Here is a 21,349-nt window from a genome sequence, read left to right on the forward strand (position 1 = left end):
GAGCCGCGCTCCCCCCGCGCGGGCGTAGGTTTGAACCAGACGCCCGAAGGAGCATCCGATGACCGACATCACCGTCACCCGCAACGACGACGACTCGCGCTACGAGATCCGCACCGGAGACCTGCTCGCCGGCTTCGCCGCGTTCGAGACGAAGCACGGCCAGATCCGGTTCACGCACACCGAGATCGACCCCGCGTTCCAGGGGCAGGGGCTGGCAGGCAAGCTCGCGAAGGCCGCGCTGACGGATGCCGCGGCGAGCGGCGACGCGATCGTGCCGCTGTGCCCCTACATCGCCTCCTACCTCGAGACGCACGAGATCCCGGGCGCCGAGATCCGCTGGCCGAAGCGACCGGGCGCATGATCGGCGAGCGGCGCATCGTCCTCGAACCCCGCGAGGTTCCCCTCGGCGGAGTCCGGGGCATGAACGTGCTGCGTGCGCTGCCCCACCGCAACCTGCCGACCATCGGCGCGTGGTGCTTCCTCGACCGCTTCGGCCCCGCCGACACCCGCATGCGCGTCGAGCCCCACCCGCACATCGGCCTGCAGACCGTGACCTGGCCGCTCGTCGGCGAGATCCGCCACCGCGACTCTCTCGGCAGCGATGCCGACCTGCGCCGCGGGCAGCTCAACCTCATGACGGCGGGCAACGGCATCTCGCACTCCGAGTACTCGATCGGCGACGACCCGATCCCCCTCGACGCCCTGCAGTTCTGGGTGGTGCTGCCGGAGTCCGCGCGGCACGGGGCCGCCGGCTTCGAACGCCACACCGAACTGCCCGGCCTGTCTCTTCCCGCCGAACAGGGAGCGGATGCCTCCGCCACCGTCGTTCTCGGCGAGTTCGCCGGCGTCCGTTCACCGGCGACCGTGCACACCCCGATCGTCGGCGCCGAGATCGTCGTGCCCGCGGGAGCCCGCGTGCGGCTGCCGCTGCGCCCCGAGTGGGAGCACGCCGTGATGCTCGTCGAGGGCGATGCGCAGGTGGCGGAGCATCCGCTCTCCCTCAACGACACCCTCTATCTGGGCGACTCCCGCGACACGGTCACGGTCGAGAGCGCAGAGGGCGCTCTGCTGTTCGTGCTCGGCGGCGAGCCCTTCGAAGACGAGATCGTCATGTGGTGGAACTTCGCGGGCCGCTCGCACGACGAGATCGCCGAGGCGCGCGAGGAGTGGGAGGCGGCATCCGCCCGCTTCGGAGAGGTCGAGGGGCACGACGTACGCATCCCAGCTCCTCCGCTGCCGCCCGTGCGCCTGATGCCCCGCAGCCGCAAGCTCTGACGCCCGCGGCATCCGTCACCCGCGCTCGGGGGTGTGCACGCGGGCGAGGAATCGGTCGGTGCGGGGCGAGGGCCCGCGCGGATCGAGCACCGACACGACGACCGTGACGACGACGGCGAGCGGGATCGTCCACGCGGCCGGCTGCGCGAGATACGGTGCGGCGATTCCGACCCCGTCGATCGCCGCGTGCACGAGCAACGCGAGCCCGCACGCGACCCCGCCGCTCACCATGCCGGCCACGGCCCCGCGCGCGGTGAGCCCGCGCCACCAGACCCCCAGCAGCACGACCGGTGACAGCGTGGATGCCGCGACGACGAACACCACGCCGACGCTCGCGACCAACCCCGCCGGCACCGTGAGCAGCGCGATCGCGAGGGGCACCAGCGCGCACAGCAGCGCCGAGACGCGGAACGAGCGCACCGAGCCCGAGAAGACGTCCTGGCTGATCACCCCGGCGAGCGACACGACGAGTCCCGCCGACGTCGCGAGGAATGCCGCGAAGGCCCCGGCGACGATGAGGGCCGTCAGCAGCTCGCCGATGATGCCGGGGAACACCCGCGACGGCAGCTGCAGCACGACGGTGTCGGCGAGACCCGGCACCGCGAGGTCGGGCGCGGCGATGCGCGCCAGCAGTCCCATGCCGCTCGAGACCGCGTAGAACGCGCTCACCATCGCGATCACGATCACGGTGGTGCGGCGCGCCGAGACGCCGGTCGGGCTCGTGTAGAAGCGCACGAGCACGTGCGGCAGCCCCATCGTGCCCAGCAGCAGGGCGAGCAGGAGGGAGGCCGTCTCATAGGCGTCGAACCCCGAGGGGCCGGCCTCGGCGGGGAACACGAGCGCGGGGTCGAAGTCGTGCGGACCGCCGCTCAGCGCGAACGCGATGAGGATGACCGGCACGAGGAGTGCCGTGAGTTTGAGCCAGTACTGGAACGCCTGCACGTAGGTGATCGCGCGCATGCCGCCCGCGGCGACGGCGGCGGCCACGAGCACCGCCACGGTCACCGCGCCCACCCACTCCGGCAGCCCCGCGACGACGACGAGGGTGATGCCCGCACCGTGCAGCTGCGGCACGATGTACAGCCAACCGATGATGAGCACGGCCGCACTCGTCACCCGTCGCGCCGAGGTCGACTCCAACCGGGCCTCGACGAAATCGGGGATCGTGTACGCCCCGCTGCGGCGCAGGGGTGCGGCGACGAACGCGAGCACCAGCAGATACCCCGCCGCGTAGCCGATCGGGAACCAGAACCCGCGCGCCCCGTCGAGCAGTACCAGCCCCGAGAGCCCCAGGAACGTGCCCGCCGAGAGGTACTCCCCGCTGATCGCCGAGGCGTTCCACACCGGGCGCACGGTGCGGGAGGCGACGAAGAAGTCGCTCGTCGTGCGCGAGATCCGCAGGCCGTAGACGCCGATCAGCAGCGTCGCGACGACCACGAGCGCGACGCCGACCAGATCGAGGACCGCGTTCACTCGCGGTCCCGCAGGGCACGGTACCGGCGCTCGTTGCGCGCGGCGGTGCGCACGTACAGCAGCGCGAACACGAGGATCACCGGATAGAACGCGAACGCCTGCAGCAGCCACGACAACGGCAACCCCCACAGCACGATCCGATCGATCGCGGGGATGAGCGCGATCGTCAACGCCATCGCCAGCACCACCAGCACGAACCCGGCGATCGTGCCGAGGGCTAGCCGGAACTGGCTGCGCATCAGGGCGCGCGCGTACACGGCATCCGCTTCGTCGACCGGGGAGCCCGGCAGGGCGATCCCGCGCGTCGCCGTCGTCGGGCGGCGCGGCGCGGCATCCGCCGTCACCCGCACCCGCTTCGGCGCCTCGATCACGGCAGCCCCTCGCTGCGCACCAGCGCCTCGCGCACGGTCGGCACCAGGCGCCTGCTCACCGGCAGCACGATCTCGCCCACCGATACCGACGGATCGGTGCCCGAGAGTCGGGCCTCGGTGACGGCGGATGCCCGCACCAGTGTCGAGCGATGGATGCGCAGGAATCCGGCATCCGCCCATCGCGCCTCGAGCTCGGAGATCGGGATGCGCACGAGATGCCCGGCATCGCCGTCGTCGTGGAGCCGCGAGTAGTCGCCCTGCGCCCGCACCCAGCGGATGTCGCTGCGGCGCACGAAGCGCACCGCCGAGCCGATCGAGACGGGCAGCACCTCGTCGTCACCCGCCGAGGGCGCGTCGCCGCGCTCGATCACCCGGTCGACGGCCTGCCGCAGGCGCGCGGCGCGCACGGGTTTGAGCAGGTAGTCGGCCGCGCGCAGTTCGAAGGCCTCGACGGCGCGGGCGTCATCGGCGGTGACGAAGACCACGGCGGGCGGTTCGGCGAGCGAGAGCAGTCCTCGCGCGAGTTCGGTGCCGAGCAGCCCGGGCATGTGGATGTCGAGGAAGGCGATGCGCACCGCGCGCTGGGACAGCTGCCGCAGGGCGTCGGCACCCGTCGTGGCCGTGAGGATGTCACCGATGCGATCATCGGCGCGCAGCAGGTGCACGAGTTCGTCGAGCGCCGGTCTCTCGTCGTCGGCGACGAGCACGTCGATCATGGCCGCACCTCAGTCGTTGTCCGGGTCGTTCAGCGGTTGCGACTTGGGCACCCGCATGCGCACCAGGGTACCGGCGCCGGTGTTCGTCTCGACGACCAGGCCGCCGTCCGCCCCGTAGAGCTGGCGCAGGCGCGTGTCGACGTTGCGCAGCCCCACGTGCAGGCCGTCGTCGGCCGCCGTGAGGGTGGAGCGCAGAGCATCCGGATCCATGCCGATGCCGTCGTCCTCCACCGTGATCTCGGTGTGCGTGCCCTCGTCGCGCGACGCGATCCGGATCTCGCCCCCGCCCTCGCCCGGCTCGAGCCCGTGGCGCACCGCGTTCTCGACGAGCGGCTGCACGGAGAGGAACGGGATCACCGTTGCGAGAGTCTCGGGCGCGATCTGCAGCGTCACGCGCAGACGCTCGCCGAAGCGGGCGCGCTCGAGCTCGAGGTAGGAACGGATGCTCTCGAGCTCATCGGCCACGGTCGTGAACTCGCCCTGCCGCCGGAACGAATAGCGGGTGAAGTCGGCGAACTCGAGCACGAGATCGCGGGCGCGGGCGGGATCGGTCGTGATGAAGGAGGCGATCGCCGTGAGGGCGTTGTAGATGAAGTGCGGCGAGATCTGCGCGCGCAGCGAGCGCAGTTCGGCCTCGGCGAGCTGGGTGCGCGAGGCGTCGAGTCCGCCCAGCTCGACCTGTGCCGCGCACCAGTCGGCGACCTCTTCGGCCGCCCGGACCAGCGCCGCCCGCACGGGGGCGGCGAACGCGACGACCACGCCGATCACGTGGCCGTCGACGACGATCGGCGCACCGACGCCCTCGAGGTGGTCGTCGGCGGCCCGCGAGGGGAAGACCTGTCGGCGACCCGACTCGCGCACGCGGCTCGCGATCCGCACGGCCGCGGCTTCCAGCCCATCGGGCGCGCCGTCGAACGAGACGGTGTCGTCGGCGGAGACGATCGCGACCGCGGCACTGCCGAGCAGCACGCGCAGGTGCCGGGCGGCCTTCACGACCTCCGGAGCCGAGAGGCCCGCGCGCAGGTGCGGAGCGGCGAGACTCGCGTGATGCAGCGCCCGCAGAGCCGCCTGCTCACCCTCGCTGCCGAGATCGGCCGCGCCGCGCGCGAGACGGCGGGCGAGCAGCAGCAGCACCGTCAGCGCTATGCCGCCGAGCACGCCCAGCACGGCGGCGAGAACGACGTCGGTCATGTGATCAGCCTAGGCAGGGTGCCTCGTGGGGGACGCTTCGACAGGCTCAGCGACCCAGCCCTTGTGGGTCCCTGAGCTTGTCGAAGGGCCCCGCCACGCACAACTGGGTCCCTGAGCTTGTCGAAGGGCCCCACGCGCACCGGTCAGCAGCACCGGGCGCCGGGGTTGCGGTCCTGGTCGTCCATGCGCTGACGCCAGAACTGGCGCTCGGTCATCGGGTCCTCGTCCGGATGATGACGACGGTGATGGGCGACGTAGGTCGCGTAGGCCGTGTCGCCCATCAGCGTCGTCATGTACCAGCGGATGCCGCGCCCGACCCGCGCCGCGGCACCGATCAGTGCACGCAACGGGGTGGGCGCGGCATCCGTGTGATGGATCACCATGTCAGTGGCTCGAGACCTTGCGCTCATCGGCGAGGATCGGCTCCCACTGCTTCTCGAGCTCGCGCTCGTCGGCGTTGGGCAGGAAGCCCGCCGGGGCGAACCGGCGGGAGGCGACCGGTTCGTCTTCGGTGTTCTCGCCGCCGCCGTTGCGGATCGCCTTGATGGTGACGACGATCGCCGCGATCATGACGATCAGCGCGAGCGTCACGAAGATGATCGAGAGCGTGCCCTGCACGGCCGTGTTGCGGATGACCGCCTCGAGCACCTCGCGTTCGCCGAGCGACGTGTCACCGGTGTTCAGCGCCTCGAGGTAGCGGAAGTGGTTCGCCCAGTATCCGATCGCCGGGACCGGCGAGAAGATCTTGTAGAGCGAGGCCGTGACCGTGACGACCGCGGTGAACGCGAGCGGCAGGCCGATGATCCACAACCACTTGACGTAGCTGCGGCCGCGCTTGGCGACGATCGCCATCACCACGGCGAGCGCGATCGCGGCGAGCAGCTGGTTCGCGATGCCGAACAGCGGGAAGAACGTGTTGATGCCGCCGAGCGGGTCGGTGACGCCGAGGATGAGGATCGCTCCCCAGCCGGCCACCATGATCGCCGTGCAGATCCACACGCCGGGCCGCCACGAGACGTCGCGGAACTTCGGGAACCAGGCGCCGATCGAGTCCTGCAGCATGAAGCGGGCGACGCGGGTGCCGGCATCCACCGCCGTGAGGATGAACAGCGCCTCGAACATGATCGCGAAGTGGTACCAGAACGCCATGAGCGCCTGCCCACCGAGCGCCTGCTGCATGATGTGCGCGAGGCCGAGCGCGAGGGTCGGGGCGCCGCCGGTGCGCGAGACGATCGACTCCTCGCCGACCGCTTGAGCCGTGCCGGTGAGCATCTCGGGGGTGAGGTTCACCCCCGTCAGACCCAGCGAGTTCACGAAGGCGACCGCGCCCTCGACCGTACCGCCCGTCACCGCCGATGGCGCGTTCATCGCGAAGTAGATGCCCTGGTCGATCGAGATCGCGGCGACGAGCGCCATGATCGCGACGAACGACTCCATGAGCATGCCGCCGTAGCCGATGAAGCGCGTCTGACGCTCCTTCTCGACGAGCTTGGGCGTCGTGCCGGAGGCGATCAGGGCGTGGAAGCCCGACAACGCTCCGCAGGCGATGGTCACGAACAGGAAGGGGAAGAGCGGACCGGCGAACACCGGCCCCATGCCGTTCTCGCCGAAGATGCTGACGGCGGGCACCGTGATCTCGGGGCGCACCAGGATGATCGCTCCGGCGAGCATCACGATCACACCGATCTTCATGAACGTCGAGAGGTAGTCGCGGGGAGCGAGCAGCAGCCACACCGGGAGCACCGCCGCGATGAAGCCGTAGATGATGATGCCCCACGCGATCGTGGTGCGGTCGAGGTGGAAGATCGCCTGGCCCCACTCGGTGCCGGCGACCCAGCCGCCGCCGATGATCGCGGCCATGAGCAGCACGAACCCGATGATCGAGACCTCGGTGACCTTGCCCGGGCGCAGGAAGCGCAGGTAGATGCCCATGAAGATCGCGATCGGGATGGTCATCGCCACCGAGAAGACGCCCCAGGGGCTCTCACCGAGGGCGTTGACGACGACGAGCGCGAGGATCGCGACGATGATCAGCATGATCAGCAGCGAGGCGATGATCGCGGCGGTGCCGCCGATCCGCCCGAGTTCCTGGCGGGCCATCTGGCCGATGGTGCGGCCTCCGCGGCGCATCGAGAAGAACAGCACGGTGTAGTCCTGCACGGCGCCCGCGAGCACGACACCCACGATGATCCAGATCGTGCCGGGCAGGTAGCCCATCTGCGCGGCGAGCACGGGACCGACGAGCGGGCCGGCGCCGGCGATCGCGGCGAAGTGGTGCCCGTAGAGCACGCGGCGGTCGGTGGGGACGTAGTCCTTGCCGTCCTGCTTGACCTCGGCCGGTGTCGCGCGGCGGTCGTCGGGGCGGGTGATGTACTTCTCGATCACCTTCGAGTAGAAGCGGTAGCCGATCAGATAGGTGCAGACCGCGGCGAAGACGAACCAGATCGCGTTCACGGTCTCGCCGCGCACGATCGCGAGCATCACCCAGGCGACACCGCCGAGCAGCGCGATCGCCGTCCAGATCAGGATCTTCGGGAGGGTCCAGCGCCGGCTCTTCTCCTCGTGCTCGGGAGAGAGGGCGACGGGTGGGAGTTTCGGGTCGGTGACGATGATGGGCTCGTCGTCGACGGTTCCGGCGCCGCGTCGGCGCGACGAAGGTGCGGTCATGGGGTTCTCCTCGGGGTGCGCGTCATTGCGTTCCCCCACGCTAGGAAACGGGCGCGGGGGTCGAGGAGCGGGAGCGGATGCCGTGCGACGAGCGGCATCGACGATGCGACGAACGGATGCCGCGGCATCCGTTCCTGAACGGCACCCAGGGCGATGTCCGACGTCGCGGATACACTCGCGACAATGCCCTCCCCCTCTGAGAACGCACCCGACTCGTTCGTCCGCGTCCGCGGGGCGAACGAGAACAACCTCCGCTCCGTCGACGTCGACATGCCACGCGATCGGATCGTCGCGTTCACCGGAGTCTCGGGATCGGGCAAGTCGTCGCTCGCGTTCGGCACCATCTTCACCGAAGCCCAGCGCCGATATCTCGAGTCGGTGGCGCCGTATGCGAGGCGGCTCATCCAGCAGGGCCACGATCCGCACGTCGAATCGATCTCGGGCCTGCCCCCGGCGGTCGCCCTGCAGCAGCGGCGCGGCGCGCCCAGCTCGCGATCGAGCGTCGGCACCGTGACGACGCTGTCGAACTCATTGCGCATGCTCTTCTCCCGGGCGGGCACCTTCCCGGAGGGTTTCACGACCCGGCTCGACTCCGATGCGTTCTCTCCCAACACCGTCGCCGGAGCCTGCCCGGAGTGTCACGGCATCGGCGTCGCACACACCGTCACCGAGGACTCGCTCGTGCCCGACCCTTCGCTGAGCATCCGCGAAGGTGCGATCGCCGCCTGGCCGGGCGCGTGGCAGGCGAAGAACCTGCGCGACATCACGATCGCGCTCGGCTACGACGTCGACGTCCCCTGGCGGGATCTTCCCCGTGCCGATCGCGAGTGGCTGCTCTTCACCGACGAGCAGCCGGTCGTGCAGATCACCCCGCAGCGCGACCGCGTGGCCAAGCCCTACAACGGCATGTTCTGGAGCGCCAAGAAGTACGTCTTCCATACGCTCTCCGACTCGAAGAGCCAGATGATGCGCACCAAGGTGCTCCAGTTCGTGCGTTCCGGACCGTGCCCGCTGTGCGGGGGTACGGGGCTGCGGCGCGAGGCCCTGGCCGTCACGTTCGCCGGCCGATCGATCGCCGAGCTCAACGCTCTCCCGCTGACCGACCTCGCCGACGTCATCCGCCCGACGACGCAGCTCACCGAGGTCACGCCTGCGCTCCCCACCACTCTTTCGGGCGAGCGCACCGACGTCGCCGTCGCCCTCACGACCGATCTCCTCGCGCGCATCGAGGTGCTCACCGACCTGGGGCTCGGCTACCTGGGGCTGGGCCGAGCGACGACCACCCTGTCCCCCGGTGAGATGCAGCGGCTCCGGCTCGCGACGCAGCTGCGGTCGGGACTCTTCGGGGTGGTCTACGTGCTCGACGAGCCCTCGGCCGGTCTGCATCCCGCCGACGCCGAGCAGCTGCTCGACGTGCTCGCACAGCTCAAACGCTCCGGGAACTCGGTCTTCGTGGTCGAGCACAACATGGACATCGTCCGGCACGCCGATTGGATCGTCGACGTCGGCCCCGGTGCCGGCGAAGGCGGTGGGCACGTGCTCTACAGCGGCGCGGTCCCGGGGCTCGCCGCTGTCGAGGCATCCGTCACCCGGCCGTTCCTGTTCCCCGACGCGCATGCGGCATCCGTGACGCGACGCGACCGCCGAGAGGCATCGGCGTGGCTCACTGTCGAGGGCGTGAGCCTGCACAACCTCGCCGACATCGATGCATCCGTCCCGCTCGGCACCCTCGTCGCCGTGACGGGTGTCTCGGGGTCGGGCAAGTCGACACTCGTCAGTCGGGTGCTCCCCGAAGTCGTGCGCGCGCACCTGCGCTCGGACGACACCCCCGACGAGATCGACGACACCCCGATCGATGCCGGAGGCGACGACTCCCGGCCGGCCGAGGCGACGGTGCCGGATGCGGGCGGCGACTCCCTGACCGTGCGCGACGTGCGCGGTCTCGAGCACATCGATCGTCTCGTACGGGTCGACCAGAAGCCGATCGGCCGCACACCGCGCTCGAACCTTGCGACCTACACGGGTCTGTTCGATGCCGTACGTGCCGTCTTCGCCCGCACCGACCTCGCTCGCGAGCGCGGGTACGGCGCCGGACGCTTCTCGTTCAACGTCGTCGGCGGGCGCTGCGAGACCTGCCTCGGCGAGGGATTCGTCTCGGTCGAGCTGCTGTTCCTCCCCGGCAGCTACGGGCGCTGCCCGACGTGCGACGGCGCGCGGTACAACGCCGAAACGCTCGAGGTCACCTACGACGGCCGGACCATCGCCGACGTGCTCGCCCTCACCGTCGAGCAGGCATCCGAGGCGCTGGCCTCGATTCCGGCGGCGGCGCGCAGCCTGCGTGCTCTCCTCGACGTCGGGCTCGGATACCTCCGCCTCGGCCAGCCCGCCACCGAGCTCTCCGGCGGCGAGGCGCAGCGCATCAAACTGGCGACCGAGCTGCAGCGCGTGCGCCGTGGCCACACTCTGTATCTGCTCGACGAGCCGACCACCGGGTTGCACCCCGCCGACGTGCAACGGCTGCTCGCGCAGCTGCATGCGCTGGTCGACTCCGGCGACACCGTGGTCGTCGTCGAGCACGAGATGGACGTCGTCGCCGCGTCGGACTGGGTCATCGACCTCGGGCCCGCCGGTGGCGACGCGGGGGGCCGCGTCATCGCGGCCGGAACCCCGGAGCAGGTCGCGCAGATTCCCGCGAGCCGCACGGCGCCCTACCTGGCCGAACGCCTGCGCTGACCACCGACGCCGTGCTTTTGCACGGCCCCCTCGGCATCCGCGCATCGTGCGCGCAAGTAGGCTGGAACCGTGGCCCGAACCTCTGTCCTGCCGACCCGCGTGCTGCTGATCTGCGCCGCGATCGGCGTCGCGACCGGCCTCATCGGAGGCATCGCCGGATGGGTCACGCCGATCCTGCTCGCAAGCCCCCTGCTCTTCCTCTACGGGCTCGTGCTCGGCTCGCACGTGCTGCCGGGGATCATCGCGCAGGAGGTGCTGCGGCGTCCGTTCGTGGCGCTCATCACGCACCTGATCGCCGCCCTCGTCTCGAGCGCGTTCAACCCGGCCTGGGCGCTGCGCTTCATCGGCACGGCGCTGCTGTTCGGCGCGATCCAGGAGGGCGTCGCGGCCCTCACCCGCTACCGCGCCTGGGGCGCCTGGCGCTTCTTCATTTCGGCGGCGCTGATCGGCGTCGTCGTGGCCGTCGCCGTGTTCTTCGCCGCGCACCTCGGCACGATGCCGCTGTGGGCGCAGATCACGTACCTCGCGATCTCGGTGCTCGGCCCCATCGCGTGGACCGCGATCGGCCTCGCGGTCGGCACGGCACTCAGCCGCGCCGGCGTCGCCCGTCGCTGAGCGCGTCGTTCCCGGCATCCGTCGCGCTCGACTCTCCGTGAGGGGTCAAGACACGCCTCAGCGGATGCCGGGCGTGAGGCGTGTCTTGACCCCTTACGGACTCACGAATGCACGTCGCGAGGTCAGGTAAGGCTCGGCTAAGTTAGAGACGTACGTTCCACCGAAGACGTACGTCCACCGACCCGGGGTCTCGCCGTGCGCCCATCCGCGCCTCTTCTCCGCGTGCGTGATGTCTCTCTCACCCACGCGGATGCCGCGCACCCCTCCCCGCGCGACGTGACCTTCGACATCGACCCGGGCGAGGTCGTGCTGCTGCTCGGCCCCTCGGGCTCGGGCAAGTCGACGCTCACGCTCGCGCTGAACGGGCTCATCCCGCACGCGCTTCCCGCCACCATGACCGGCACGGTCGAGGCGGGCGGGGTCGGCACCGCCGACGCGCAGACCTCCGAGCTGAGCACGCGGGTCGCGATGGTCTTCCAAGACCCGGATGCCCAGATCGTCACCGGAACCCTCTACGACGAGGTCGCCTTCGGCCCCGAGAACCTGCGCCTGCCCGTCGCTGAAGTCACCGCCCGCACCGAAGACGCCCTGCGCCGCGTCGGGCTATGGGAGCGCCGCGACGACAACCCCGACCGGCTCTCGGGCGGCGGCCGCCAGCGCCTCGCGATCGCCTGCGCCCTCGCCATGGGGTCGCCGTTGATCGTGCTCGACGAGCCGACCGCGAACCTCGACCCGCAGGGCATCGATGACGTCTACGCCGCCCTCGCCGACGTGATCGCCGCGGGCGACCGGGCGATCCTCCTCGTCGAACACAACCTCGACGCCGCGATGGGATTCGTCACCCGCACGATCGTGCTCGACCGCGAGGGGCGCGTCGCCTACGACGGCCCGGTCGCCGAGATCCTCCGTGCGCACACCGACGAGCTCGTCGCGATGGGGGTGTGGCTGCCCGCGGCGACGCTGGCGGCGCTGCGACTGCGCGACGACGGCATCCGTCTCGACCCCCTGCCCCTGACACCCGAGGAGCTGGCGGCGCAACTGCCCCCGGCATCCACCCCCGCGAGCGCGGCTGCGACCGCGACCGCGACCGACCCGACGACGGATGCCGCGCCCTCGGGCGAGGCGATCATCCGGGCGCGCGGGCTCACCGTGCGCCGGGGCCGCACCGAGATCCTGCACGGCATCGACCTCGATCTCACGCCCGGCAGCCTCACCGCCATCGTCGGCGCCAACGGGGCCGGTAAGACCACGCTCATCCAGGCGCTCGCCGGCGTCGTTCCGCCGCCGAAGCGGCAGGTCGACGTCGACGGCATCGATCCCGGGCGGGCCGCTCCCCGCGACCTCGCCGCCCGCATCGGCTTCGTGTTCCAGAACCCCGAGCATCAGTTCATCGCGCACACGGTGTTCGACGAGCTCGCGCACGGGCTGACCCTTCGACAGGCTCAGGGGCCGCAGGGCGAGCAGATCACGGATGCCGAGGTCACCGAGCGCGTGACCGAGATGCTCGAGCGCTTCGGCCTCGCGCACAAGGCCGACGTGCATCCGTTCCTGCTGTCGGGCGGCGAGAAGCGCCGCCTGTCGGTGGGCACCGCGCTGATCACCCGCCCCCGCGTTCTCGCGCTCGACGAGCCGACCTTCGGCCAGGATCGCGCGCGGGCGACCGAACTGCTCGCGCTGCTGCAGAGTCTGCGCGCCGAGGGCACGACGATCGTGATCGTCACCCACGACCTGCAGCTCGTCGCCGAGCACACGACGCACACCGTGATCCTCGCCGACGGGCGCGTGCACGCGAGCGGACGCACGGCCGATCTCTTCCGCGACGAGCAGACGTTCACCTCGGCGGGGCTCCGCCTGCCCGCCCTGCAGCGGGTGCTCGCGGCGCACGCACGGGGGGCCGAGGCATGACCGCCACCGCGTTCGACCCGTACGCGACGATGACCGTCACCTCGCGGCATCAGTTCCTCTACGCCCTCAACCCGCTCGCGAAGGTGGCGGGATTCGCCCCGGCGATGATCTTCCTGGTGTTCGTGCGCGACCTCGCCACTCCGGCCGCGTTCCTGCTGCTCGCCTATGTGCTGCTGCTCGTCGGCGCCCGCCTCACCTGGCGTCTGCTCCTGCTGCTCGCGGTGCTGCCCGTCGGCATGGCCGTGATCGGCGTGAGCTTCTCGCTCTGGGTCGACACCGCGCTCGTCGGTGACACGACCCCGGTGCTGCGGATCGGCGACTGGACCCTCTACAGCGGAGCACTGATGATCGGTTTCGCCACGGCGCTGCGCCTCGGCGCGATCATCTCGCTCGCCCTCATCGGCGGGCTCACCACCAGCGGACCCGACCTCGTGCGGGCGAGCGTGCAGCAGCTGCGGGTTCCGTACCGCATCGGCTACACGGCGTTGGCCGCGTTCCGCTTCGTGCCGCGCTTCGGCTACGAGCTCTCGGTGATCCGCGCAGCCCATCGCGTGCGAGGACACCATGGCGGCAACGGCCCCTTCTCGCGCATCGCACGCGGATGGGGGTACATCGTCCCGCTGCTCGCCGGGGCCATCCGGCACGCCGAGCGCGTCGCCCTCGCGATGGACTCCCGGGCCTTCGGCGCACACCCCACCCGCACCGAGCGGCACCTGGTGCCGTTCCGCACGCGAGACACGATCTTCGTCGCGCTGAGTCTCGCGGCATCCGCGGTGATCCTCCTCGTGTTCTCCCCCTGGCAACCGCCCTCCCTCTGAAAGGCACCCGATGGCGTTCAGCAAGCTCGTCAAGCCCGAGACGCAGGAACTCGTGCACCTCACCGTGCTGCGCTCCGAGCGTCTCGCCCCGCACTGGATGCGCGTGACCCTCGGTGGCGGTGAGATCGAGAAGTTCCGGCCGATGGGCTTCGATCAGTGGTTCCGCCTGTTCCTGCCGATCGGCGGTGACGCCGGACTCGACCGCGTGCCCGCCAAGGCCAACAAGATGTTCGGGTACCTGAAGTTCCTGCGCATCCCCGACGGCGAGCGCCCCGTGATGCGCAACTACAGCGTGCGCGCGTACCGACCGGCCGAGGGCGATCGCGGCGCCGAGATCGACGTCGACTTCGTGCTGCACGGATCGGCCGCCGAGGGCACCGCCGGACCCGCATCGCGGTGGGCCGAGACCTGCACCCCGGGCGAGCACGTGCTCATCATCGACGAGGGCCTCACCTTCAACCCCGAGCGCGGTGTCGACCGGGTGCTGCTCGTGGGCGACGAGACGGCCCTGCCGGCGATCGCCTCGATCGCGGCATCCGTTCCCGCGGGGGCCATCGGCACCGCGATCATCGAGGTGCCGTCGCTCGACGACGCCCTCGACTTCCCCCACCCCGAGGGGCTCTCGGTCGAGTGGGTGCTGCGCCCGCACGACGAGCAGCCGGGAGCCCTCGCGCTGCAGCGGGTCGCCGAGATCGACCTGCCGGCCGAGACGTTCCACACCTACGCGGCCGGAGAGCAGTCGCTCGCTTCGGGTGTGCGCAAGCTGCTCGTCGGCGAGCGCGGCGTCGACAAGAACACCGTCAGCTTCTGCGGCTACTGGAAGATCGGTGCCGCCTCCCCGACGTCGAAGGCCGCTCGCGAGGCCGCCGCGGAGCCGCTCGGATGAACGGGGCGGATACCGGTTCGTCGGCTGCCGGTTCGGGCGCGGATGCGGCGACGGAAGTGGATGCCGTGGCGACGCGGCCCGCGCGCGGACGGGTGCGCTTCCCGACTGCCCTGCTGCTGACCTGCGCGGCGCTCGGCGTCGCCGGGGCGGTTCTGCTCGCGCCGATGAACTGGCTCTCGACCCTGCTCACCGGACCACTGCCCTTCCTCGGGATGGGCCTCGCCGGACTGTGGCTGCTGCCCTCGGTGATCGCGCTGCGTTTGCTCAAGCGTCCGCTCGTCGGCTTGCTCGTCGCGCTGATCGCGGGGCTCGTCATGGTGCCGTTCTCGGGGTACGGCTTCGGCAGCGTCGCCACGAACCTCTGGTGGGCGGCGTTCACCGAGCTGCCGTTCCTGTTCGTGCTGTGGCGCTACTGGGGCACCTGGATGCACTACGTCGGAGCGGTCGCCGTCGCGATCGTCTACCCGATCTCGGCGTGGGCCTGGTTCGACCTGGGCAGCTTCGGCCTCGGGTACCAGGCGGCGTTCTTCGCCGTCACGATGGCCAGCTGCGTCGCGGCGACGGCCCTCGGCATCCTGATCGCGGATCGCCTACGCCGCGCCGGCGTCGGCGGACGCCGCTGACGCGCGGCGTTAATGCCGGACGACGATCACAGTGCGAGGTGCATGCGAAGGCACTCGTCGACCTCTCCCATCAGTTCGGCAGGCACCCATCCCACCGGCCGAACAATGCGCGAGGTCGCGATCGTGCGGACTTGTTCGATCTGTACCTTCGAATCGACGCTGAGCCCGGTGCCCGCCGCAGGCAACAGAACCTGAAATGGGAGGACTCGCGCGACATTGGACGTGACCGGCGCGACCGTTACCGTCGCGCGCGTACTGCGTACAGCCGCGGTGTTGGCCGTGTTGTTGCTGACGACAACGGCAGGACGGGTCTTCGCGACCTCGGCCCCGACAACCGGGTCGAAGGCGACCAGCACGATCTGGCCGCGCCGCAGCAGCGTGGTCGACGGCGCACTCACGCTGAGGCGAGTCCGTCGCTGGCAGCCGTGTCCCATTCGTCGTCGTAGCCTTCAGCGAATGCTTCGGCGTAGGCATCTGCCAGACGGCTCTCGCGCAAGAGCGACACAGCATCCTGAACCGCCGCCGACCGGGTGGCGTATTTTCCCATCAAGACCTCCGCGTCGAGGAACGCTACGTCACTCGCACTGAGGCTGAGGCTGACCTTGCTGTTCGTCATGCTTCAATGCTACTCGGGTAGCAAGGATATTGCCACCTCCTAGCATTCGCGCTTGAGACGTCGCGCGGGGCCCTTCGACAGGCTCAGGGACCCAGCTCGAGGGACCGGGGCGGCCCTTCGTCTCGTCGCTGCGCTCCTCGCTCAGGAACCGGCCGAGGGTCAGCGCTTGCCGGCGATCTGGCGGCCGACGATCTCGCGCATGATCTCGTTCGTGCCGCCGTAGATGCGGTGCACGCGGGCGTCGAGGAACGCGCGGGCGATCGGGTATTCGGTGATGTAGCCGTAGCCGCCGTGCAGCTGCACGCCCTGATCGAGCACCTCCCACTCGCGCTCGGTGGCCCAGAACTTGACCTTCGCGGCCTCCTCGGCCGACAGCTTGCCCTGAGAGTACGCGAGCAGCGCCCGATCGATGTACGCCCACAGCGCGTCGACCGTCGTGGCCATGTCGGCGATCGCGAAGCGGCTGTTCTGGAAGTCGATGATCCGCTCGCCGAACGCTTCGCGGTCCTTCGTGTAGGCGACGGTCCAGTCGAGGGCGGCCTGCGCGGCCGCGGCACCCGCGACGCCGATCGACAGGCGCTCGAGCGGCAGGTTCATCATGAGCTGCACGAAGCCCTTGCCCTCGACTCCGCCGATGAGGTTCTCGTCGGGAACGAACACGTCGCTGAACGACAGCTCTGCCGTGTCGTGGCCCTGGAAGCCCATCTTGTGCAGCTTCTTGCCGTGGTCGAAGCCCTCCATGCCGTTCTCGATGAGCACGAGGCTGAAGGCATCCGGTCGGTTGCCCTCACCGGTCTTCACGAACGTGACGACCAGGTCGGCAGTCGCGCCCGACGAGATGAACGTCTTGGCACCGTTGACGATGTACCCGCCGTCGACCTTCTTGGCAGTGGTCTTGATGCCGCGCAGGTCGCTTCCCGCGCCGGGCTCGGTCATCGCGAGCGCGCCGACGACCTCGCCGGTCGCCATCCGCGGCAGCCATTTCGACTTCTGCTCCTGGGTGCCCATGTGCACGAGGTACGGAACCGCCAGGTCGTCCTGGATGCCGAAGGCCCCGGCGAGCGAGCCCGCGCCGGCGGCGATGACCTCTTCGTTCACGACCGCGCGGAAGCGGTAGTCCTGCAGCATCCCGGCCCCGCCGAACTCCTCGGGAACCGACAGGCCGATGATCCCGGCCTCGCCGGCCGCGCGCATGGTGTCGCGGTCGACCTCGCCCGCGGCATCCCACCGCTCGATGTCCGCACCCGTCACGTGGCGCTTGACGAAGTCCTTGACGAGGTCGCGGAAGGCCTCGTGATCCTCTTCATAGATGTCGCGTTCCATTGCGCGTCCTCCTGAACGTGTCGGCGTCTTTGCTCCCGCGATTCTAGGGCGATGACGGATGCCGCGACAGGACGTTGTGGGAATGCATCCCGCGTTTCGTGGTACTGGGTACCGCGATTGTGGGATGCCTCCGAGCGTCGCTCAGGGCAGGTAGTCGGGCGCGGCAGGAAGCCCGAAGAACTCCTCGAGCGTGTGGAACCCGCCCGCCTGGTAGGCCGCGGCGAGGTCGCGCCCCACGTAGCGCAGGTGCCACGGCTCGGGAGCGTAGCCGGTGATGCCGGAGCCCCCGTCCTCGTAGCGCACGATGAACCCGTACTCCCAGGCGTGGGCGGCGACCCAGTCGCTCTGCGTGGTGCCGCCGAACCCGTCGAGCCCGCCGCACCCCAGACCGCACGCGACGACGTCGACCGCGAGGCCGGTCTGGTGCTCCGAGTGTCCGGGGCGCGCGGATCCGGCATCCGCCCCGGCCTGCCCCTGGTCGCGCACGTGCGACTCGTAGGTCGTGACCTGCAGGCCGTACGAGCGGTAGCCGTTGTTCGCACCGAGGCGCCCGACCCCGGCCTCGATGGCCGCGTTAGCCATGTCGCCGACCGCGGTCGCGACGTCGGTGCGCACCTGCCCGGATGCCGTGGTCATCTGCAGCGGCACGTCGGCGAGGGCGCCGGGCGCGTAGTCGGCGGGGTCGAGCGGTCGCGCCTTGTTGACGACGACCCACACCCGCGCGGGGTCGGAGAGCGAGATGCACGGCGCGTTGCCCGCCACGACGGCGGCGCGGAACGCCTCGCCCCCACCGAAGCCGGCGATGGTGGCCGCGTCGTCTCCGGCGGCGAGCGACTCCTGCACGGATGCCTCGGCGCACGGGTCGGCGGCCGGGGTGGAGCCGACGTCGACCGAGGGCACCTGCACGACCGCGACCGGCTCGGGCATCCGCGAGGCTTCGGGCGTCGAGGATGCCGGCGCCGAAGCGAGAGAGAGGAGGATGCCGATGGCGGTCACCGCGACGCCGATCGGCAGGGCGGGACCACGGATCGGGGAGCGCGGAGCCGCATGCTGAGCGTGCGGCGATTCGGGCATGATCTCCATTCTGCCCCGATCGCCGCGCGGTCACCGATATGCATTCACAGGCAGGTGGAGATTCATCATACGTATGAGTAATCTGGAACTCTGCGAGAAGAGGAGCAATCAGTGCTGACTGTGAATTACGTAGGCGATCGCACGCTGGACGTGCGCACGGCCGATCAGACCGAACCGCGCGACGGAGAGGTGCGGATCCGCGTCGCCTACACCGGTCTCTGCGGCACCGACCTGCACATCCTGCACGGCGACATGGACGCCCGCGTCGAGCGCCCGCTCGTCTTCGGACACGAGATGAGCGGCACTATCGACGCCCTCGGCGCCGGGGTCACCGGTTGGAGCGTCGGCGACAAGGTCACCGTCATGCCCCTCGACTGGGACGGCACCTGCCCCGCCTGCCTCGCCGGCAACGAGCACATCTGCCAGAACCTGAACTTCATCGGCATCGACTCCCCCGGCTCGCTGCAGGGGCTGTGGAACGTTCCGGCCGAGACCCTCCTCGCACTTCCCGCCGACATCCCCCTCGATGACGCCGCGCTCGTCGAACCGGTCGCCGTCGCGGTGCACGACGTGCGGCGCTCCGACCTCACCGCCGGGCAGAAGGCCGTCGTGATCGGCGGCGGCCCGATCGGCACGCTCATCGCCACCGTCGCCCGGCACACCGGTGCCGAGGTCGTCGTGATCGAGATCGATGCGCAGCGCCGCGCCCAGGCCGAAGATCTCGGATTCACGACGCTCGACCCCTCGGCATCCGACCAGGTCGCCTGGGTCGAGGAGTGGACCGCGGGCACCGGGGCCGACGTCGTGTTCGAGGTCTCGGGCGCGGCCACCGCAGTGCGCGGCATGACGGCGCTCGCGAAGGTGCGCGGCACGATCGTCGTCGTCGCCATCCACCCCACCCCGCGCGAGGTCGACCTGCAGCGCGTGTTCTGGCGCGAGCTGCGCCTGCTCGGCGCACGGGTCTACCAGCGCGCCGACTTCGAGACCGCGATCGAGCTCCTCGCCGACGGCGTGATCCCCACCGACCGGGTCATCACGCGCATCGTGCCGCTCGCCGAGACCGCCGACGCCTTCGCCGAGCTCGAAGCGGGGCGCGCGATGAAGATCCTCGTCGACGTGCAGGCCGGCGCATGAGCGGGCTCTTCGACCTCACCGGTCAGCGCGCCGTCGTCACGGGCGCGAACCGCGGCATCGGCTTCGGAATCGCCACGGCGCTCGCCGACGCGGGCGCCGACATCATCGCGGTCAGCACGAGCATCGAGCCCTCCGGCAGCGACATCGAGCAGGCCGTCACCGCACGCGGGCGCGGGTTCCGCGCGATCCGGTGCGATCTGTCGGATGCCGACGCCGTCTCCGAGCTCGGCGCGGAACTGCGCGCAGCCGAGGTCGACATCCTCGTCAACAACGCCGGCACCATTCTGCGCGCGCCGGCGGCGGAGCATCCGATGGAGTGGTTCGAGCGCGTGCTGCGCATCAACCTCACCAGCCAGTTCGCTCTCGCGCAGGCCGTGGGCGGATCGATGCTCGAGCGCGGACGCGGCAAGATCGTGTTCACCGCGTCGCTCCTCAGCTTCCAGGGCGGCATCAACGTCCCCGGATACGCGGCGGCGAAGTCGGGTCTCACGGGCGTCGTCAAGGCGCTGTCGAACGAGTGGGCGGGTCGCGGCGTGAACGTCAACGCGATCGCCCCCGGCTACATCGCCACCGACAACACGCAAGCCCTCCGCGACGACCCCGAGCGCTCGGAGTCGATCCTCGCCCGCATCCCGGCGGGGCGGTGGGGCGCGGCATCCGATCTCGGCGGAGCCGCCGTGTTCCTGTCGTCGGCGGCCTCGGACTACGTCGACGGAATCGTGCTGCCGGTCGACGGCGGATGGCTCGGGCGCTGATGCCCCCGGTCACGATGGAGAGCGCGCGCCTGCGCACCGGCACCCCGCTCACCCGCTTCGGACTCGGCGGCGCGCAGCTCGGCAACCTCGGCCGCGTCACCACCGACGAGCAGGCGAGGGGTGCGGTCGAGGAGGCATGGGCGCGCGGATCGCGCCTGTTCGACACGGCCCCGCACTACGGTCTCGGCTACTCCGAGCGGCGACTGGGCGAACTGCTCGCCGAGCATCCGCGCGACGAGTACGTGCTCTCGACCAAGGCGGGGCGCACGCTCGTGCCGCAGGTGTACTCGGCCGGTCAGCTCGACGACGGCGGCTTCGCGGTGCCCGCGGCGTACCGCCGCGAGTTCGACTTCTCGCGCGGCGCGATCCTGCGCGGAGTGGAGCAGAGCCTCGACCGGCTCGGCGTCGACCGGCTCGACATCGTCTACCTGCACGACCCCGACCACCACTGGGAGCAGGCATCGACCGAGGGCATCGGGGCGCTCATCGAGCTGCGCGAGCAGGGCGTCGTCGCCTCGATCGGTGTGGGCATGAACCAGTCGGCCCTGCCGGCGCGGTTCGTGCGCGAGACCGACATCGACGTGGTCATGCTGGCCGGGCGGTTCACCCTGCTCGAACAGGGGCCGCTGGCCGACCTGCTGCCCGCGGCGCTCGCGGCGGGCGTGGGCATCGTGAACGTCGGTGTCTACAACTCCGGCCTGCTGGCCCGACCGCGGGTCGCCGCGGACGCGACCTACGACTACGTGCAGGCCCCGGCCGCGCTCATCGCCCGGGCGAACGCGATCGCCGAGGTGTGCGAGGAGTTCGGCACCGACCTGCCGACCGCCGCCATGCAGTTCAGCCTGCGGCATCCGGCCGTCACCTCGGTGGTTCTCGGATGCCGCGACGCGCGCCAGGTCGTCGAAGGGGTCGAGCGTATGGATGCCGTGGTCGACGAGGGCCTCTGGGACGCGCTGATCTCGCGCGGGCTGCTGCCCGAGGGCATCCTCGGCTGAGGGCCCTTCGTCTCGTCACTGCGCTCGCTCAGGGACCGGTTCCTGAGCGAGCGCAGCGAGACGAAGGGCCCTCGCCCTCACCCAACGGAGGAGAACACACGCTCCGCAGGAGGCATCCGCCGTTTCGATCCTCCCGAACGCGAGAACTCCTCCTCAACGGATGCCGCGGGGCGGGGCCC

General features: G+C 70.6%; 21 protein-coding genes. 11 read left to right on the forward strand and 10 right to left on the reverse strand.

What is annotated here, in order from left to right; all coding sequences use genetic code 11:
* Positions 1 to 58 precede the first annotated feature (58 nt).
* Both KZC52_RS08255 and KZC52_RS08260 read left to right on the forward strand, forming a co-directional pair.
* Positions 59 to 361, forward strand: coding sequence for a GNAT family N-acetyltransferase (locus tag KZC52_RS08255; protein WP_247623560.1), 303 nt, complete (start codon positions 59 to 61; stop codon positions 359 to 361).
* On the forward strand, positions 358 to 1,275 hold the full coding sequence (locus KZC52_RS08260; protein WP_247623561.1) for a pirin family protein: 918 nt from the start codon (positions 358 to 360) through the stop codon (positions 1,273 to 1,275). The genes KZC52_RS08255 and KZC52_RS08260 overlap by 4 nt, the downstream gene beginning before the upstream one ends.
* A 15-nt stretch (positions 1,276 to 1,290) precedes the next feature.
* On the opposite strand, the gene KZC52_RS08265 is transcribed toward KZC52_RS08260, so the two are convergent.
* From KZC52_RS08265 to KZC52_RS08290, 6 genes are all read right to left on the reverse strand, one after another.
* Positions 1,291 to 2,748 carry a sodium/solute symporter gene (locus tag KZC52_RS08265; protein ID WP_247623562.1) on the reverse strand — a complete coding sequence of 486 codons (1,458 nt, stop codon included), beginning with the start codon at positions 2,746 to 2,748 and terminating at the stop codon, positions 1,291 to 1,293.
* Complete coding sequence (locus KZC52_RS08270; RefSeq protein WP_247623563.1) at positions 2,745 to 3,119, reverse strand: heavy metal transporter; 375 nt, start codon at positions 3,117 to 3,119, stop codon at positions 2,745 to 2,747. Before KZC52_RS08270 ends, KZC52_RS08265 begins: the two co-directional genes overlap by 4 nt.
* Complete coding sequence (locus KZC52_RS08275; protein WP_247623564.1) at positions 3,116 to 3,835, reverse strand: LytR/AlgR family response regulator transcription factor; 720 nt, start codon at positions 3,833 to 3,835, stop codon at positions 3,116 to 3,118. Before KZC52_RS08275 ends, KZC52_RS08270 begins: the two co-directional genes overlap by 4 nt.
* A 9-nt stretch (positions 3,836 to 3,844) precedes the next feature.
* Positions 3,845 to 5,026, reverse strand: a complete 1,182-nt coding sequence (locus tag KZC52_RS08280; RefSeq protein ID WP_247623565.1) for a sensor histidine kinase — start codon at positions 5,024 to 5,026, stop codon at positions 3,845 to 3,847.
* A gap of 143 nt (positions 5,027 to 5,169) precedes the next feature.
* Positions 5,170 to 5,409 (reverse strand): YbdD/YjiX family protein, encoded by a 240-nt coding sequence (locus tag KZC52_RS08285; protein ID WP_247623566.1) that lies wholly within the window; start codon positions 5,407 to 5,409, stop codon positions 5,170 to 5,172.
* A 1-nt stretch (position 5,410) separates the two neighbouring features.
* Positions 5,411 to 7,693, reverse strand: a complete 2,283-nt coding sequence (locus tag KZC52_RS08290) for a carbon starvation CstA family protein (protein ID WP_247623567.1) — start codon at positions 7,691 to 7,693, stop codon at positions 5,411 to 5,413.
* Between the two features lie 183 nt (positions 7,694 to 7,876).
* Here KZC52_RS08290 and KZC52_RS08295 point away from each other — a divergent pair, with 183 nt between their 5' ends.
* The 6 genes from KZC52_RS08295 to KZC52_RS08320 all read left to right on the forward strand — a co-directional run bounded on the left by KZC52_RS08295 (position 7,877) and on the right by KZC52_RS08320 (position 15,273).
* The gene (locus KZC52_RS08295) at positions 7,877 to 10,426 is read left to right on the forward strand and encodes an excinuclease ABC subunit UvrA (RefSeq protein WP_247623568.1); all 2,550 of its coding nucleotides are present in this window, start codon (positions 7,877 to 7,879) and stop codon (positions 10,424 to 10,426) included.
* Positions 10,427 to 10,495: 69 nt separating this feature from the next.
* Entirely contained in the window at positions 10,496 to 11,041 is a 546-nt protein-coding gene (locus KZC52_RS08300; RefSeq protein ID WP_247623569.1) for an ECF transporter S component, read from the forward strand.
* Between the two features lie 195 nt (positions 11,042 to 11,236).
* Entirely contained in the window at positions 11,237 to 12,946 is a 1,710-nt protein-coding gene (locus tag KZC52_RS08305; RefSeq protein WP_247623570.1) for an ABC transporter ATP-binding protein, read from the forward strand.
* Positions 12,943 to 13,764 (forward strand): energy-coupling factor transporter transmembrane component T family protein, encoded by an 822-nt coding sequence (locus KZC52_RS08310; protein WP_247623571.1) that lies wholly within the window; start codon positions 12,943 to 12,945, stop codon positions 13,762 to 13,764. The genes KZC52_RS08305 and KZC52_RS08310 overlap by 4 nt, the downstream gene beginning before the upstream one ends.
* 10 nt (positions 13,765 to 13,774) lie before the next feature.
* Positions 13,775 to 14,650, forward strand: coding sequence for a siderophore-interacting protein (locus KZC52_RS08315; protein ID WP_247623572.1), 876 nt, complete (start codon positions 13,775 to 13,777; stop codon positions 14,648 to 14,650).
* Complete coding sequence (locus KZC52_RS08320; protein ID WP_247623573.1) at positions 14,647 to 15,273, forward strand: ECF transporter S component; 627 nt, start codon at positions 14,647 to 14,649, stop codon at positions 15,271 to 15,273. Before KZC52_RS08315 ends, KZC52_RS08320 begins: the two co-directional genes overlap by 4 nt.
* A 26-nt stretch (positions 15,274 to 15,299) precedes the next feature.
* On the opposite strand, the gene KZC52_RS08325 is transcribed toward KZC52_RS08320, so the two are convergent.
* The 4 genes from KZC52_RS08325 to KZC52_RS08340 all read right to left on the reverse strand — a co-directional run bounded on the left by KZC52_RS08325 (position 15,300) and on the right by KZC52_RS08340 (position 18,286).
* Positions 15,300 to 15,671: a type II toxin-antitoxin system PemK/MazF family toxin gene (locus KZC52_RS08325; protein WP_247623574.1), complete on the reverse strand. Its 372-nt coding sequence runs from the start codon at positions 15,669 to 15,671 to the stop codon at positions 15,300 to 15,302.
* Positions 15,668 to 15,889, reverse strand: a complete 222-nt coding sequence (locus tag KZC52_RS08330; protein WP_247623575.1) for a ribbon-helix-helix domain-containing protein — start codon at positions 15,887 to 15,889, stop codon at positions 15,668 to 15,670. The genes KZC52_RS08325 and KZC52_RS08330 overlap by 4 nt, the downstream gene beginning before the upstream one ends.
* Before the next feature lie 159 nt (positions 15,890 to 16,048).
* The gene (locus KZC52_RS08335; protein WP_247623576.1) at positions 16,049 to 17,212 is read right to left on the reverse strand and encodes an acyl-CoA dehydrogenase family protein; all 1,164 of its coding nucleotides are present in this window, start codon (positions 17,210 to 17,212) and stop codon (positions 16,049 to 16,051) included.
* Positions 17,213 to 17,353: 141 nt separating this feature from the next.
* Positions 17,354 to 18,286 carry a M15 family metallopeptidase gene (locus KZC52_RS08340; protein ID WP_247623577.1) on the reverse strand — a complete coding sequence of 311 codons (933 nt, stop codon included), beginning with the start codon at positions 18,284 to 18,286 and terminating at the stop codon, positions 17,354 to 17,356.
* Positions 18,287 to 18,397: 111 nt separating this feature from the next.
* Between KZC52_RS08340 and KZC52_RS08345 the strand changes: the two genes are divergently transcribed.
* Genes KZC52_RS08345 through KZC52_RS08355 form a run of 3 tightly spaced genes read left to right on the forward strand, consistent with a single transcriptional unit; the run spans position 18,398 to position 21,170 of the window.
* Positions 18,398 to 19,420, forward strand: a complete 1,023-nt coding sequence (locus KZC52_RS08345) for a zinc-dependent alcohol dehydrogenase (protein WP_247623578.1) — start codon at positions 18,398 to 18,400, stop codon at positions 19,418 to 19,420.
* A complete protein-coding gene (locus KZC52_RS08350; RefSeq protein ID WP_247623579.1) occupies positions 19,417 to 20,175 on the forward strand; it encodes an SDR family oxidoreductase in 759 nt (252 codons plus the stop codon). The genes KZC52_RS08345 and KZC52_RS08350 overlap by 4 nt, the downstream gene beginning before the upstream one ends.
* Positions 20,175 to 21,170, forward strand: coding sequence for an aldo/keto reductase (locus KZC52_RS08355; RefSeq protein ID WP_247623580.1), 996 nt, complete (start codon positions 20,175 to 20,177; stop codon positions 21,168 to 21,170). Before KZC52_RS08350 ends, KZC52_RS08355 begins: the two co-directional genes overlap by 1 nt.
* Positions 21,171 to 21,349 lie beyond the last annotated feature (179 nt).

Source organism: Microbacterium galbinum (assembly GCF_023091225.1).
GTDB lineage: Bacteria > Actinomycetota > Actinomycetes > Actinomycetales > Microbacteriaceae > Microbacterium > Microbacterium galbinum.

What these genes read in the sequence shown, in the direction of transcription:
- KZC52_RS08280 (WP_247623565.1), bottom strand. Translation starts at nt 5,026, where the DNA reads ATGACCGACGTCGTTCTCGCCGCCGTGCTGGGCGTGCTCGGCGGCATA.
- KZC52_RS08295 (WP_247623568.1), top strand. Translation starts at nt 7,877, where the DNA reads ATGCCCTCCCCCTCTGAGAACGCACCCGACTCGTTCGTCCGCGTCCGC.
- KZC52_RS08320 (WP_247623573.1), top strand. Translation starts at nt 14,647, where the DNA reads ATGAACGGGGCGGATACCGGTTCGTCGGCTGCCGGTTCGGGCGCGGAT.
- KZC52_RS08310 (WP_247623571.1), top strand. Translation starts at nt 12,943, where the DNA reads ATGACCGCCACCGCGTTCGACCCGTACGCGACGATGACCGTCACCTCG.
- KZC52_RS08285 (WP_247623566.1), bottom strand. Translation starts at nt 5,409, where the DNA reads ATGGTGATCCATCACACGGATGCCGCGCCCACCCCGTTGCGTGCACTG.
- KZC52_RS08350 (WP_247623579.1), top strand. Translation starts at nt 19,417, where the DNA reads ATGAGCGGGCTCTTCGACCTCACCGGTCAGCGCGCCGTCGTCACGGGC.
- KZC52_RS08355 (WP_247623580.1), top strand. Translation starts at nt 20,175, where the DNA reads ATGCCCCCGGTCACGATGGAGAGCGCGCGCCTGCGCACCGGCACCCCG.
- KZC52_RS08290 (WP_247623567.1), bottom strand. Translation starts at nt 7,693, where the DNA reads ATGACCGCACCTTCGTCGCGCCGACGCGGCGCCGGAACCGTCGACGAC.
- KZC52_RS08255 (WP_247623560.1), top strand. Translation starts at nt 59, where the DNA reads ATGACCGACATCACCGTCACCCGCAACGACGACGACTCGCGCTACGAG.
- KZC52_RS08315 (WP_247623572.1), top strand. Translation starts at nt 13,775, where the DNA reads ATGGCGTTCAGCAAGCTCGTCAAGCCCGAGACGCAGGAACTCGTGCAC.
- KZC52_RS08335 (WP_247623576.1), bottom strand. Translation starts at nt 17,212, where the DNA reads ATGGAACGCGACATCTATGAAGAGGATCACGAGGCCTTCCGCGACCTC.
- KZC52_RS08275 (WP_247623564.1), bottom strand. Translation starts at nt 3,835, where the DNA reads ATGATCGACGTGCTCGTCGCCGACGACGAGAGACCGGCGCTCGACGAA.
- KZC52_RS08260 (WP_247623561.1), top strand. Translation starts at nt 358, where the DNA reads ATGATCGGCGAGCGGCGCATCGTCCTCGAACCCCGCGAGGTTCCCCTC.
- KZC52_RS08340 (WP_247623577.1), bottom strand. Translation starts at nt 18,286, where the DNA reads ATGCCCGAATCGCCGCACGCTCAGCATGCGGCTCCGCGCTCCCCGATC.
- KZC52_RS08330 (WP_247623575.1), bottom strand. Translation starts at nt 15,889, where the DNA reads ATGACGAACAGCAAGGTCAGCCTCAGCCTCAGTGCGAGTGACGTAGCG.